The sequence below is a fragment of the Micromonospora sp. CNZ303 genome (assembly GCF_004345505.1).
The window spans coordinates 54,623-69,769 of the sequence record NZ_SLVT01000027.1; the positions used below are offsets into that span (position 1 = coordinate 54,623).

The following is a 15,147-nucleotide window of genomic DNA, read 5'->3' on the forward strand; positions in this document are numbered from 1 at the left end:
CCGCACCCGCCCGGCCACGGCCCGCGAGGACGGTGCGCCGGAGCGTTTCAGCAGGGCGCCAGCGCTGACGCCGCGGACCTCGACCAGGGTGTGGTGGTCAGAACACGAGTTCCTCGGCCACCAGTGAGCTCTCGCGGAGCAGTTCCTCGTCCCGGTGCGGCACGGCGTAGCGGCGTTCGCGGATCAGCGCCAGGAACTCGTCGGGCAGGGCCACCCGGTGCCGGTGGACGTGGTACGCCAGGTCGTCGCGCCACAGCCAGTCACCGTCGGTGCGGATCGTCGACCCGTTCATGACCTGTCGCGTCGAGTCGAACGGGTCGTCGGCCAGGTCCATCATGTCGATGAGGACGTAGCCGCCCTTGAGGTAGCGGACGACCTCGTCGACATCCGGCAGCTCCTCGGCGGAGACGTTGTCGAAGATGCTCTCCTGGACCAGGCCCAGGCCGACGGGTCCCAGCTCGCGGAACATCCCGGCGAACCGCAACGCCGGCTTACCCATCGGTCCCCCCGCCGGGATAGAAGGTCACCCACTGGCCGCCGTTCCTGATCCGAGGAACCTGCCCCGCTGGACCATACCGGTTCACACCGACCGCGTCGGTGGGTGCCATGACGGTCACCCCCAGCGCGTCCGCGACCTGCTGGGCCGGCGGCGCGACCCCCGCGTCGGGCGCCACGGTGCCCGAGTGGCAGGACACCAGGCGCACCGGGCCGCCGCCGTAGTGCGGATTGCCGCGGATCGCCTCGGCGATCTGCGCCGGGTGGGTGTAGTTCGACGGATGGGCGGCGCCGTCCGCCCCGACGACGCCCGGCCGGAAGAGCCCGTTGCGCTCACCATGCACCACGACGTCGTGGTGGCCGGGCTCGGGTGCGACGGCGTCGAAGTTCCGTAGGGTCGACTCGTCGTAGCCGATCGCCGTGGCGCCGGGGCGGTGGTAGACCGGGTCGCCGCCGGCGAGGTGCGAGTCCGGCGGCCGGATCGGCGACTGCGGGTGCGCGCGGGCATCGGCCCAGTCCGACCTGCGGCCCATCGGATCCGTCGTCGCCGGTATTCCCATGAGGGCGTTGAGCACCTGTGGGAAGAACACGGCGAACGCCGTGTAAGCGGCGAGGGCGGCGGCACCGAGCACCGCAGCCGCGGCGATGCCGACGGCGGGGACCGCTCCGTAGCAGCCGGCGAGGCTGTCGGCCATCCCGCCACAGTCGATGGGTACGCCCTCGGCCAGCACCTCGACCGACACCGCCGCAGACATGGCCTCCCCATCCGAACGTCGGAATCGAGCCACGTGACGGCGCGAGCGCGTGCACCTGGGGGACCGTCGCTTCGGGTTAGGCTAGGTTAACCCACCACCGTGGACGGAGGAAGCCGTGTCAGACGGGGCCGCGCCCACGGGAGACGGGGCCGCGCCCACGGAAGACGACCTTCCGGTGCGCGTGATGACGGTCCTCGGCCTGATCGCGGTGATCGTCGTCCTCGCCTCGGCCGGCGTCCTGGCCGTGTCCTGGCCGGGCACCCCACAACGTTCTCCAGCCTTGGCGATCCGGCTGCACGCGTACGACCTGGCGACCGCGCGCATCGTCGATCGACCGCAGCAGAGATTCCGACAGGGGCAGATTCCGGCCGCCACCATCGACGAGGGTGCGGCCGGGTCAGCAGCCACGCGACCCGCGCGGGCGAGCTGGTACGACGCCTTCGGCCACCGGACCAACAGCGTGGACCTGCCGGATCTCGACGACCTGCGGGCCAGGCCGGTGCCGTTGAGCGCCACCTCCGCCGTGCCCGCGGGGACCTACCAGTTCGTGTTGGCCACCGTCCGGAGGGACCGGGCGGAGGAGGTGCTCGCCTGGGTGCACGTGGAGATCGAGCGATGACGGAGACGACCACGCAGCCGAGCGGTGCCCCGCCGCCCCGGCCGGTGGTACCGGACCCGGTGGTGGCGGACCCGGCAGCGCCGGCTGCGTACCGGCTCGACCGGCTCGGCGCCGCGCTCACCACCGGTGAGGCGCTGCTGGTGATGATCGCCGTGGCGTCGCTGGTCGCCGTCATCCGCGACGACGGCACGGGGGTACGCGTCCTCGGCATGGTCAGCCTCGGGGCCGCCGGCGTCTCGCTCTTCGTCGCCTGCATCGCCGCCGTCGTCGTCGCCACGACCTCCGCCACGGGTGGCTCGCCGCGTAGCCGCTTCAGGACCTGGGCCGTCGGCGGTGCACTGGCGTTCGCCGCGCCGGCCCTGCTGATCCTGCTTCTCACCCTCCTACAGGTGGGAATCGCCTGGCGGGGCGCGCTGCTGAGCATCCCGACGACCCTCTTCGCGCTGTGGACGTTCCGCCGGATGCAGCGCAACCGCAAGCCACCGTGGCGACTGGTCGTGGCCGCCTTCGCCTGGGGCCTGTTCGTCGCCGCCTACTTCGCCCAGATGGTCGAGGGCGTCCTGCACGTCGTCATCACGGCGGAGCTCATGCCGGGCACCGCGTCGATCGTCAGTCACGCGGCCGCCGCCGCGGTCCCCGAGGAGTTGGGCAAGGGCGCGGGGGTCCTCGTGGTCGTCCTGCTCGCCTGGCGGCGCGTCGACGGCATGCTCGGTGGCATCGTCATCGGCGCCTGCGTCGGAATCGGCTTCCAGTTCGCCGAGTCCATGTCCTACATGACCGGGGATTTCGGCACCGTGCTCTACCAGCACTGGTACCGGCAGGTCACCGGGCTCCTGGTCAGCCATGCCACCTACACGGGGATCATCGGCGCCGGCATCGGACTCGCCATGCAGTTCCGCGACTGGCGACGGCGGGCAGTCTGCGTTGGCAGCGGCTTCGTCGTCGCCATCGCGGCCCACCTGATCTGGGACGTCTTTGCAATGGGCCGCCTGTACTGGGAGTCCGACAATTCCACGCTCCAGTTGTTCGTTGTGCAGCCGCTGAACCTCATCGTTCTCAAGGGGCCGGCGTTCGCCATCCTGCTGTTTCTCGTCGTCATCGCCCTGCGTCAGGAAACCAGGTCGCTGCATCGGCAGCTCCGGGGTGAGGCGTCCGACCCGCGCGGCGCGATCACCCGGGCCGAGGTGCCCGTACTGGTGAATCCGTCGCTGCGTCTCCGGATGCGGCTACAGGCGCTCCTGCGTGGTGACCGTCCGGCCTACACGCGGATGAAGCGTCTGCACTCCGCGCAACTGGACCTGGCATTCGTCAGATGGCGCCGCCACCGGGGCGACCCACCGCCGCCGGGGACCGAAGACACGCTGCGGCGGCGGATTCACGATCTGAAGACCGAACGCCCTCCGGTCCCGCCGGCCGCCAACCAGCGGTAACTCCGGCCCGGGCAGGGAATCTGGCCGTCCCCAGTGGAGCTGTGCCACACTGCCCGGGTGACGCTGCCTCCGACGTCCGGCGGTCCTGACGACCAGGGTGTTGCTCCACCGGGACCCGGTAGCGCACCGCCACCGCCACCGCCACCGCCACCGCTGCCACCGCCCGCGCCGCCGAAGAACAACGGACCTCTCATCATCGGTGTCATCGCCGGGGTGCTGGCGCTGTGCCTGCTCGGGACCTGCGTGGTCGCGGCCGGTGCGCTGGTCGTCACCAACAGGGGCGACGACCGCCGACCGACGGCCGTCGCGGACGAAACCGCTCCTGTGCTGTCGCCGACGACACCCCCACCACCGTCCACGCGGGAGACGTACTCTCCGCCTGCGGCGCCGCCCACGACCGAGGCGGCCCCACCACCGCCGCCCGCGAAGATCGGGCAGTGCATCGTCGTCAGCGAGGACGGCGACTTCCGGGGTGTCGGCAATTGCAACGGCACGCGGGGCACCTATCGGGTGGTGTCGGTGGACTACGACCAGGGCGCGTGCGCCGATCCCAAGTCCGCGTACATCGGGGAGGACGGCTACCGCCTGTGTCTCGAGCGCCATCTGGTGCGCAACTACTGCTACAAATTTCCAAAGGGCAATGGCTGGATCGTCGGCGCGTCGAAGTGCAAGGCGAAGGGCACGGTGCACATCGTCGACATCGTCCCGGGGGCGACCAACGACAGAAACTGCACGCGGGACTACCGATGGAACCGCTGGTACCGGTTCACGCACCCGACTGTCGTCTATTGCGTGATGCAGTATTAGCGGATTTCCGTGACGATTCCACTGTCAAGGCTCGGAGCCGTCGGCCCGGTGATGACGACAGCGCCGGTCGCTTCGCGGCACACGTGACGGCCCATTTCGCGGCGTCGCGGGCGGTGGTCGACGGCGGTTCCAGCGGGGCAGTCGCCCACCGCTGATCTCCCGGCATTCCGGTGGGCGCTCTGGCCGCCCTGCGCGGGATCCGCGCGGCCCGGCTCGCAGGTGGGGCGTGTCCCGGCGGTCGACCGTCCCGGGCCGCGGGCCAGCCCGTGACCCGGTGGCCACGCCACACCGGCGCCGAACCAGCGGTACGAGGTCCGCCACGGCGCGTACACCTCGGGCGGCATCCCGCCCGGGGCCCGGTCCGGACCGTCGCATGGCCGGCATCGAGGTGGTCGGCGAGCCGGACGACGGCGGGGCGGCCCACCGGACCCCGTCGGCGATCTGCCGTTTCGTCCGATATGGCGGACGCCCTCCGCCCGACACCCGCAGGCGGGACGAGCCGCAGCCTCGCCCACCGGGCGTCGTGCGCGCCATGGCCGCGTAGCCGCTACCCTGGCGTCAGGACTCCGGTCGGTCGTCGATTCCCTCGGTGGCTAACCGATCTGCCGGCGTGCCGCTCTTATCGATCACCGCCACGCGGGGCCCACCTCCCCGCCCGGCAGTCCCTAACGAAACACGGGCTAGGGGCACCCGTAGGGGCAGGCTAGGGGTTGTGACCGCAGTCCGGCGACAATTACCTTTCGTCCGGCGCGTAAGACCTGGTGGGGGCTGAAACGCTTTTTGTCTGGCAATTCGTGGTCGGCTGAATGGGCTTAGATCTTCGCGGCTTGTGGCGTCTGTGGACGGTATTGGGTCGCCTGTTTCTTTCCGGCCCGAAGAGGTGGCGTCAATGGCGACTGAAGATACGCTCCGGGAGTACCTGAAATGGGTGACGGCGGACCTTCACCAGACCAGGAGGAAGCTCGGCGAGCTTGAGGCGGCCAACCGGGAGCCGATCGCCATCGTCGGCATGGCCTGCCGGTTCCCGGGCGGGGTGGGCTCGCCCGAGGAGCTGTGGGAGCTCGTCGACTCCCGCCGCGACGCCTTCTCCGCGTTCCCCGCCGACCGTGGCTGGGACCTGGCGCGGCTGTTCCACCCGGACCCCGACCACCCCGGCACGTCGTACGTCGCCGAGGGCGGCTTCATCGACTCCGCCACCGAGTTCGACGCCGCGTTCTTCGGCATCTCGCCGCGCGAGGCGCTCGCCATGGACCCGCAGCAGCGGCTGCTGCTGGAGGCCGCCTGGGAGGCGTTCGAGCACGCCGGGCTCGACCCCTCGGCGCTGCGCGGCCACCAGGTGGGGGTGTTCGCCAGCACCACCGGCCAGGACTACGTGGGCCTGCTCCAGCAGCCGCCGCCCGGCACCGAGGGCTACATCCTCACCGGCACCGCGGCCAGCGTCGTGTCCGGCCGGATCTCGTACGCGCTCGGCATCGAGGGCCCCGCCGTCACCGTCGACACCGCCTGCTCGTCGTCGCTGGTCGCGTTGCACCTGGCCTGCCAGGCGCTGCGGCAGGGGGAGTGCACCCTGGCGCTCGCCGGCGGGGCCACCGTCATGTCCACCCCGTCCGCCTTCATCGGCTTCAGCCGCCAGCGCGGCCTGGCCATGGACGGCCGGGTCAAGTCGTTCGCCGCCGCCGCCGACGGCACCGCCTGGGGCGAGGGGGTCGGCCTGCTGCTCGTCGAGCGGCTCTCCGACGCACGGCGCAACGGCCACCCCGTCCTCGCCGTCGTACGCGGCAGCGCGGTCAACCAGGACGGCGCGAGCAACGGGCTGACCGCCCCCAACGGACCGTCCCAGCAGCGGGTCGTGCTCCAGGCGCTGGCCAGCGCCCGGCTCGCGCCCGAGCAGGTCGACGTCGTGGAGGCGCACGGCACCGGCACCACCCTCGGCGACCCCATCGAGGCCCAGGCGCTGCTGTCGACGTACGGGCAGGGCCGGCAGCCGGACCGGCCGCTCTGGCTCGGCTCGGTCAAGTCGAACATCGGGCACACCCAGGCCGCCGCCGGCGTGGCCGGGGTGATCAAGATGGTGATGGCGCTGCGGCACGAGACCGTGCCGGCGACGCTGCACGTCGACGCGCCCACCCCCAACGTGGACTGGACGGCCGGGGCGGTGTCGCTGGCGACCGAGCCGCAGCCGTGGCCCGCCGGGGAGCAGCCCCGCCGCGCGGGCATCTCCTCCTTCGGCATGAGCGGCACCAACGCCCACGTGATCATCGAGGAGGCGCCCGCCGCCGACCCGGCCGCGGTGGACGCCCCGGACGGTGCCGCCGCCGAGACCGACGCGGGCACCGTGCCGGCCGCCGCCGACACCGCCTGCGTCGACGGGGCCGGCCTCGTGCCGGTGCTGGTCTCCGCCCGCGACGCCGAGTCCCTGGCCGCGCAGGCGACCCGCTGGGCCGAATGGCTCGACGGCCGCCCCGAGCTGCGGCTGACCGACGTCGGCTGGTCGTCGGCGCGTACCCGGGCCAGCCTCGAACACCGGGCCGTGCTGCTCGCCGCCGACCGCGCCGGCCTGGCCGACGGCCTGCGTGCGCTCGCCACCGGCGGCGACGCCCCGGGCCTGGTCACCGGCGCCGGCCCGCGCGGCGGCAAGCTCGCGTTCCTCTTCTCCGGCCAGGGCGCGCAGCGCAGCGGCATGGGCCGTGAGCTGGCCGCCGCGTTCCCCGTCTTCGGCCGGGCGCTTGCCGAGGTCTGCGCCGAGCTGGACCGGCACCTGCCCCGCCCGCTCACGCCGGTGCTCTTCGCGCCCGAGGGCGACGAGGCCGCCGGGCTGCTCAACCAGACCCTCTACACCCAGGCCGGCCTGTTCGCCGTCGAGGTCGCGCTGTTCCGGCTCCTGGAGAGCTGGGGGATCGTCCCGGACGTCCTGCTCGGCCACTCGATCGGTGAGCTCTCCGCCGCGCACGCGGCCGGCGTGCTGTCGCTGCCCGACGCCGCCACCCTCGTCGCCGCCCGGGGCCGGCTGATGCAGGCCCTGCCGGCCGGCGGCGCGATGCTGGCCGTCCAGCTCCCCGCCGACGCCGTCCGGGCCGCCCTGGCCGGCGTCGAGGACCGGGTCGCCGTGGCCGCCGTCAACGGGCCCACCGCCGTGGTCGTCTCCGGCGCGGCCGACGCCGTCGAGGAACTCGAACGCCGCTGGGCCGACCAGGGCGTACGCACCAGGCCGCTGCGGGTCAGCCACGCCTTCCACAGCCCGCTGATGGAACCCATGCTCGCCGAGTTCGCCGCCGTGGTGCGCGGGCTGGAACTGCACCCGCCGACGCTGCCGATCGTGTCCAACCTGACCGGCACGGTCGCCGACCCCGACGAGATCCGCACCGCCGACTACTGGGTCCGGCACGTGCGGGAGGCCGTCCGGTTCGCCGACGGCGTCGACCAGCTGCGCGTCCTCGGTGTGCGTACGTTCCTGGAGGTCGGCCCCAGCGGCGTGCTCACCGCGCTGGCCCGCGACGTCCTGACCGCCGCTGGCGCCGACGACGACACCGCCGCCGTGGCGCTGCTGCGCCGCGACCGCCCCGAGCCCGCCTCCGCCCTCAACGCCCTCGCCGAGCTGCACGTCGGCGGGGTCGAGGTCGGCTGGGCGGAGCTGTTCGCCGGCGCCGACACCGCGCGGGTGCCCCTGCCCGCGTACGCCTTCCGCCGGCAGCGCTTCTGGCCCGAGCCGCCGCCCGCCGCCCCCGACAGCGTGGCGGCGGACGGCGACGACGAGTTCTGGACCGCCCTGGAGCAGGCGGACGCCGACACGCTGCGCGGTGAGCTGGGCGACGACGACGAGCAGGTCCGGGCGCTGCTGCCGGCCCTGCCCGTGCTCACCTCCTGGCGCCGCTCCCGGCGGGAACGCTCGCTGGTGGACGGCTGGTCGTACCACGTGACCTGGCAGCCCGTGCCGGTCGGGGACGGCGACGGCCCGGCGGGCCGCTGGCTGGTCGTGCTGCCGGCCGACGACGCGCCGGCGTGGGCCGACGGCCTGGCCGGGCTCTTCGGCGACGACGAGCCGCTGGTGCTGCGCGTCGGCGCGGCGGACCTCGACCGCGCGGCGCTCGCCGCCCGGCTGCGGGACATCCTCGACGGCCGGCCGGTCGACGGCGTGCTCGCCGTGGTCGCCGGCCAGGACCGGCTGCTGGCCGAGCACCCCGGGGTGACCCTCGCCGCGGCCAGCACCCTGGCCCTGGTCCAGGCGATGACCGACCTGGACCTGGTGGCGCCGCTGTGGTGCGTCACCAGCGGCGCGGTGGCGGCGGCCCCGGGCGACCGGGTCGCGCACCCGTTGCAGACCGAGGTCTGGGGCCTCGGCCGCGCGGCGGCCGTCGAGCAGCCGCACCGTTGGGGCGGCCTGGTCGACCTGCCGGCCACCGTCGACGACGCCACCACCCGGCGGCTCGCCGCCGTGCTGGCCGGTCACGTCGGCGAGGACCAGGTGGCCGTGCGGCCCGGCGGGACCTGGGCCCGCCGGCTCACCCCGGCCCCGCCCGCGGCGGACGAGCCCTCCGCCGGGGACTGGTGCTCCGGCGCCGTCCTGGTCACCGGCGGCACCGGTGCCCTCGGCGGCCACGTCACCCGCTGGCTGCTCGGCCGTGGCGCCGGGCGGGTGGTCCTGGCCAGCCGCCGGGGCACCGCCGCCCCGGGCGTGGCGGACCTGCTCGACCGGTACGGCGCCGACGGGCGGGTCACCGTCGCCACCTGCGACGTCACCGACCGGAGCTCCGTGGCGGAACTGGTGGACGCGCTGCCCGACCTGACCGCGGTCGTGCACGCCGCCGGCACCGACCAGCTCACCCCACTGACCGACACCACCCTCGACGAGTTCTCCCACGTCGTCGCGGGCAAGGTGCTCGGCGCCCTGCATCTCGACGCCTGCCTCGCCGAGCGCGACCTCGGCGCGTTCGTCATGTTCTCCTCCATCTCCGGCGTGTGGGGCAGCGCCGGGCAGTGCGCCTACGGCGCCGGCAACTCCCTGCTGGACGCCCTGGCCGTCAACCGGCGCGACCGGGGCCTGCCGGCCACCGCCGTCTCCTGGACGGCCTGGGGCGGCGAACACGGCATGGCCGCCGAGAACGTGGCCACCGAGCAGCTCAACCGGATGGGCCTGCCGCCGATCGACCCGGAGAAGGCGCTCGTCGCGCTCGACCGGGCGCTGCGCCGCCCCACGCCCTGCGTGACCGTCGCCGACGTCGACTGGACCCGGTTCCACCCCGCGTTCACCGTGGCCCGGCCCAGCCCGTTCCTGGGCGGCGTGCCGCAGGTGCGGGCGCTCGTCGCGCAGGAGGAGGAGGCCGCCGCGCCCACGGGCGGGGTCGCCGCGCCGCTGCGTCACCTCGCGGCGCTGCCGGCGGCGGAGCAGGAGCGGGAGCTGCTGCGGCTGGTCAACGAGCAGACCGCAGCGGTGCTCGGGCACGCCACGCCCGACGAGCTGCGCGGACGCCCGTTCAAGGACCTCGGCTTCGACTCGCTGACCGCCGTGGACTTCCGGGGACGGCTGAACGCGGCCACCGGCCTGCGGCTGCCCACCACGCTGGTCTTCGACTACCCCACCCCCGCCGAACTGGCCGCGCACCTGCGCGAGCTGGTCTCCGGCGCCGCCCCGGCCGACGCCCCGCAGACCGTCGTCGTCGACGCCGACGAGCCCGTCGCGATCGTCGGGATGGCCTGCCGCTACCCGGGCGGCGTCGACGGGCCGGAGGCGTTCTGGCGGCTGGTCGCCGACGGGGTGGACGCCATCTCGCCGTTCCCCACCGACCGGGGCTGGGAGATCCCCGAGCCGGCGGAGGGGACGCACCCCCCGGCGGGCGGCTTCCTCTACGACGTGGCGGACTTCGACCCCGCCTTCTTCGAGATCTCGCCCCGCGAGGCCCTCGCCATGGACCCGCAGCAGCGGCTCGCCCTGGAGACGTCCTGGGAGGCGCTGGAGCGGGCCGGAGTGGACCCGGCGACGCTGCGCGGCACCCGCACGGGCGTCTTCGTGGGCGCCTCCACCTCCGGCTACGGCACCGGGCTGACCGAGGTCCCCGAGGGCGTCGAGGGCTACCTGATGACCGGCGCCGCGCACAGCGTGATCTCCGGCCGGGTCGCGTACGCCCTCGGGCTGGAGGGACCCGCCGTCACCGTCGACACCGCCTGCTCCTCGTCGCTGGTGGCGTTGCACCTCGCCGGGGCGGCGCTGCGGCGCGGCGAGTGCGACCTGGCGCTGGCCGGCGGCGTGGCCGTGATGGCCACCCCCACGGCGTTCCAGGAGTTCTCCCGCCAGGGCGGCCTCGCCTCCGACGGGCGGTGCAAGTCCTTCGCCGCCACGGCGGACGGCACCGGCTGGTCCGAGGGCGTCGGCATGCTGCTCGTGCAGCGGCTCTCCGACGCCCAGCGGCAGGGCCGCCGCGTCCTCGCCGTCGTACGCGGCTCCGCCGTGAACTCCGACGGCGCGTCGAACGGCCTGACCGCCCCCAACGGCCCCTCCCAGCAGCGGGTGATCCGGCAGGCGCTCGCCAGCGCCCGGCTGGCGGTCACCGACGTGGACGTCGTCGAGGCCCACGGCACCGGCACCGTCCTCGGCGACCCGATCGAGGCGCAGGCGCTGCTGGCGACGTACGGGCAGGACCGGGGCGACGCGGGCCCGCTGCTGCTGGGCTCGGTCAAGTCGAACATGGGCCACGCGCAGGCCGCCGCCGGCGTGGCCGGCGTGATCAAGATGGTGCTGGCCATGCGGGAGGGCACCGTCCCGGCGACGCTGCACGTGGACGAGCCGTCGCCGCACATCGACTGGTCGGCCGGCGACGTGGAGCTGGTGACCCGGTCCCGGCCGTGGCCGGCGGTCGACCGGCCCCGCCGCGCGGCGGTCTCCTCGTTCGGGATCTCCGGCACCAACGCCCACGTGGTCGTCGAGCTGCCCACCGACGCGCCCGCCGACGCCGAGGCGGCCGACGCCCCGACGCCGCCGGCCGCTGGTGCGGAGGCGCGGGAACGCGCCGCCGGGCTGGTCGCCACCGACGTGGTGGTGTGGCCGGTCTCGGCCCGTTCGACCTCGGCCCTGGCCGCGCAGGCGTCCCGGCTGGCCCGGCACCTGCGGGCCCACCCCGGGCTCGCCCCGGCGGCGGTCGGCTGGTCCCTCGTCGCGACCCGCTCGGCGTTCGACCGGCGCGCCGCGGTGCTCGGCGCGACCCCCGGCGAGCTGCTGGCCGGCCTGGACGCGCTCGCCGCCGGCACCCCGGCCGGCAACGTGCTGACCGGCACCGTCGCCAACCACGGCGCCGGCCCGGTGTTCGTCTTCCCGGGCGCCGCCCCGGCGGGCGCGGCGGCCGGACTCGTGGGCCGCTGCCCGGTCTTCGACGACGCCCTCGCCGAGTGCCGGCAGGCCCTCGCCCCCTGGGTCGACGTCGACCCGGCCGCCCTGCTGACCGGCGCGGACGCCTCCTGGGGCGAGCGGCCGGAGCTGGCCCGGCCCGTGCGGTTCGCCGTCGGGGTGGCGCTCGCCGCCGTCTGGCGGCACGCCGGGCTCACCCCGGCCGCGGTCGTCGGCGACGGCGACGGCGAGGTCGTGGCCGCCCACGTGGCGGGCCTGCTGTCCCTGTCCGACGCCGCCCGGACGGTGGCGCTGCGGGCCCGGGCCGCCGCCGGCGAGTTGGACCCCGAGGGTCTCCGCGCCGGCCTGGCGGGGATCGCGCCGCAGCCGGGGACCGCCCGGCTGGCCTCCACACTCACCGGCGACTGGGCCGACCCGGCCCGCCTCGGTGTCGACCACTGGGCCGTGCTCGGGACCGGTGGTCCGTCGGCCGCCGAACCGGCAGCCGGCGGGGACACGGGAGCGGAGCAGCTGGACGCCGCCCTGCGCGCCGCCGTCGCGGCCGGACACGTGACCTTCGTGGAGATCTCGCCGGAGCCGGCACTGACCGACCGGGTCGCCGCCGTCCTCGACGCGACCGGCGTCACCGGCCACGTCCTGGGCACCCTCGCCGGGTCGGACGACGCCGCCACCCGGCTGCTGACCGGCCTCGCCACCGCGTACACCCTCGGTCTGGCGGTGGACCACCGCCGGCTGCTGCCCGAGGCCGAGCCGGTCGACCTGCCCACGTACGCCTTCGACCGGAACCGCTACTGGCTGGAGCGCACCGGCGCCCACCGCTCGGTCCTGCCGGCCGTGGGCCTCGACGTCGTCGACCACCCGTTGCTCAGCGCGGTGGTCGACCTGCCCGGCGACGAGGGGCTGCTGTTCACCGGCCGGATCACCCTCGCCACCCACCCGTGGCTGGCCGACCACGCCGTGCTGGGCACGGTGCTGCTGCCCGGGACGGCGCTGGTGGAGCTGGCGTCCTGGACCGGCCGGCAGGCTGGCGCGGCGACCGTCGCCGAGCTGAACCTGGAGGCGCCGCTGGCGATCCCCACCGGGGGAGGGATCGACCTGCGGGTCCGTGTCGGCCCGCCGGACGAGACCGGGCACCGGCCCGTCGCCATCCACACCCGGCGCGACGACGACACCGGAGCCGACGGTTCCCGCGCCTGGCAGCGGCACGCCTCCGGCCAACTCGCCGACACCGTCGACCCGGAGCCCGCTCCGGCCGCCGTGTGGCCGCCCGCCGACGCCGAGCCGATCGCCCTCGACGGGCTCTACGCCCGGCTCGCCGCCCAGGGCTACCACTACGGCCCCGCTTTCCGGGCGCTGCGCGCCGCCTGGCGGTCGGGCCCGGACATCCTCGCCGAGGTCGCCCTGGACGCCGACGCGTCCACCGACACCACGGCCTTCTCGGTGCACCCGGCCCTGATGGACGCGGCGCTGCACGCCATCGGCGCCAGCGCCACGGCCGGCGCCACCGACGCCACCGCCAGCGACCCCGCCGGTGGCGCGTCGGGCACCGAGGGCGGCCCCGACATCCGCCCCGGCCTGCCGTTCACCTGGTCGGGCGTGACCATCCGGCCCACCCGCGCCCGCGAGCTGCGGATCCGGCTGCGCGCCACCGACGCCTCGTCCGTGGCCCTGACCATCACCGACACCGGCGCCACCCCGGTCGCCTCCGTCGACGGTCTGGTCCTGCGGCCCATCTCCGGCGAGCAGCTCAGCGCCGCCCGCCGGTCGGCCAGCCGGTCCCTGCACCGCCTCGACTGGGTCGCCCCCGCCACCGGCCGCGCCGACGGCACGTCCCGGCTCGTCGCCCTCGGCGACGACTGGCCCGGCGCCGACCGGCACCCGGACCTCTCCGCGCTGGTCGCCGAGGTGCGCGCGGGCGCTCCGGTGCCCGACGCGGTGCTGGTGACCTGCGCCGGACCGGCCGCCGACGAGCCGCACCCCGCCGCCCAGGCGCACCGGGTCGCCCACCGCATGCTCGCGCTGGCCCAGCAGTGGCTCGCCGAGGAATCCCTCACCGCCGCCCGGCTGGTGGTGGTCACCCGCGGCGCGGTCCGGGTCGACCCGGACGAGCGGATCGCCGACGTGCCGGCCGCCACCGCCTGGGGCCTGCTGCGCTCCGCCCAGTCGGAGAACCCCGACCGGGTCGTGCTCCTCGACGTCGACGACGACGCTTCGGCCGCCGCGCTGCTGCCGGCGGCCCTGGCCACCGGCGAACCCCAGCTCGCGGTACGCGCCGGCCAGCTCCGGGTGCCCCGGCTGACCCGGCTCGGCCCGCCTCCGGCCGAGGCGTCCGGCCCCGACCTGGCCGCCGGCACCGTCCTGGTGACCGGGGCGACCGGCCTGCTCGGGCGGCTCGTGGCGCGGCGGCTGGTGACCCGCCACGACGTACGGCACCTGCTGCTGGTCAGCCGCAGCGGGGCGGACGCCCCGGGCGTCGCCGCGCTGGTCGACGAGCTGGCCGGACTGGGCGCCACCGCCCGGGTGGTCGCCTGCGACGTCACCGACCGCGAGGCGCTCGCACTGCTGGTCGACCAGCTCCCCGCCGACCTGCCGCTGACCGGCGTGGTGCACGCGGCCGGGGTGCTCGACGACGGCGTCCTGCCCGCGCTCACCCCGGACCGCTTCGACACCGTGCTGCGCCCGAAGGTCGACGCGGCCTGGCACCTGCACGAGCTGACCGAGAAGCTGGACCTGGCCGCGTTCGTGCTCTTCTCCTCGGCGGCCGGCCTTTTCGGCGGCCCCGGGCAGGCCAACCACGCGGCGGCGAACTGCTTCCTCGACGCCCTCGCCCAGCACCGGCGCGACCGGGGACTCCCGGCGCTCTCGCTGGCCTGGGGACCGTGGGTCAACGACACCGGCGACGGCCAGACCGGGCACGTCGACGAGGCCCGGATGAACCGGGGCGGCTTCGTCCCGCTCGGCGCCGACGAGGGCATGGACCTGTTCAGCGAGGCGCTGCGCTTCGCCGAGCCGGTGGTCGTACCGGTCAACCTGGACCTGGCTCTGATCGGCCGGCACGGGCCGGCGGCGGTGCCGCCGGTGCTGCGGTCGCTGGTCCGGCCGGCGACGACCGGCGCGGTACGGGCCGCCGAACGCGATCCGGCCGAGGCGCTGCGGGAGACCCTCGCCGCCACGGCGGAGGCCGACCGCGACCAGGTGCTCTCCGACCTGGTCCGCACCCACGCCGCCGCGGTCCTCGGCTACGCGTCGATCCGCTCGATCGACGTCGAGCGCGGCTTCGTCGAGCTGGGCTTCGACTCGCTGACCGCCGTCGAGTTCCGCAACCGGCTCAACGCGGCCACCGGGCTGCGGCTGCCGTCCACGCTGATCTACGACCGGCCGACCACGGCCGCGCTGGTCGAGTACCTGCGGGGCGCGCTGCTGGCGGAGCGGAGCACGTCCGCGCTGACGGTGCTCGGCGAGCTGAACAAGCTGGAGCACGCCATGCGGGCGGTGGCCTCCGCCGACACCGACCGGGCCGCCGTCGGTGCCCGGCTGCGTGAACTGCTCTCCCTGTGGACCTACACCGAGTCCGGTGCGGACTCCGCCGCCGACGAGGGCGCCAGCCTCGAGTCGGCCTCCGCCGAGGAGATCTTCAGCCTGCTGGACGAAGAGTTCGGCTCGGCCTGATCCGGCATGTCGCACACCTCGAACCCCGATACGGAG

The 15,147-nt window shown here is 75.2% G+C and carries 6 protein-coding genes; 4 read left to right on the forward strand and 2 right to left on the reverse strand.

The window, feature by feature from the left end; translation table 11 throughout:
* Positions 1-97: 97 nt before the first annotated feature.
* Positions 98-499 (reverse strand): hypothetical protein, encoded by a 402-nt coding sequence (locus tag EV374_RS29715; RefSeq protein WP_132240472.1) that lies wholly within the window; start codon positions 497-499, stop codon positions 98-100.
* Positions 492-1,250, reverse strand: a complete 759-nt coding sequence (locus EV374_RS33040) for a hypothetical protein (protein WP_207914656.1) — start codon at positions 1,248-1,250, stop codon at positions 492-494. The genes EV374_RS29715 and EV374_RS33040 overlap by 8 nt, the downstream gene beginning before the upstream one ends.
* Positions 1,251-1,434: 184 nt before the next feature.
* Here EV374_RS33040 and EV374_RS29725 point away from each other — a divergent pair, with 184 nt between their 5' ends.
* The 4 genes from EV374_RS29725 (at position 1,435) to EV374_RS29740 (ending at position 15,111) form a co-directional block, all read left to right on the forward strand.
* Positions 1,435-1,869: a hypothetical protein gene (locus tag EV374_RS29725; RefSeq protein ID WP_132240473.1), complete on the forward strand. Its 435-nt coding sequence runs from the start codon at positions 1,435-1,437 to the stop codon at positions 1,867-1,869.
* The gene (locus EV374_RS29730; protein WP_132240474.1) at positions 1,866-3,299 is read left to right on the forward strand and encodes a PrsW family intramembrane metalloprotease; all 1,434 of its coding nucleotides are present in this window, start codon (positions 1,866-1,868) and stop codon (positions 3,297-3,299) included. Before EV374_RS29725 ends, EV374_RS29730 begins: the two co-directional genes overlap by 4 nt.
* 57 nt (positions 3,300-3,356) lie before the next feature.
* Positions 3,357-4,106 (forward strand): hypothetical protein, encoded by a 750-nt coding sequence (locus EV374_RS33045; RefSeq protein WP_207914658.1) that lies wholly within the window; start codon positions 3,357-3,359, stop codon positions 4,104-4,106.
* A gap of 889 nt (positions 4,107-4,995) precedes the next feature.
* Positions 4,996-15,111, forward strand: a complete 10,116-nt coding sequence (locus tag EV374_RS29740; protein ID WP_132240475.1) for a type I polyketide synthase — start codon at positions 4,996-4,998, stop codon at positions 15,109-15,111.
* Positions 15,112-15,147 lie beyond the last annotated feature (36 nt).

Bases quoted from the DNA above. Each gene is read 5' to 3' on its own strand.
- EV374_RS29715 (WP_132240472.1), bottom strand. From the start codon at position 499: ATGGGTAAGCCGGCGTTGCGGTTCGCCGGGATGTTCCGCGAGCTGGGA.
- EV374_RS33040 (WP_207914656.1), bottom strand. From the start codon at position 1,250: ATGTCTGCGGCGGTGTCGGTCGAGGTGCTGGCCGAGGGCGTACCCATC.
- EV374_RS29725 (WP_132240473.1), top strand. From the start codon at position 1,435: ATGACGGTCCTCGGCCTGATCGCGGTGATCGTCGTCCTCGCCTCGGCC.
- EV374_RS29730 (WP_132240474.1), top strand. From the start codon at position 1,866: ATGACGGAGACGACCACGCAGCCGAGCGGTGCCCCGCCGCCCCGGCCG.
- EV374_RS29740 (WP_132240475.1), top strand. From the start codon at position 4,996: ATGGCGACTGAAGATACGCTCCGGGAGTACCTGAAATGGGTGACGGCG.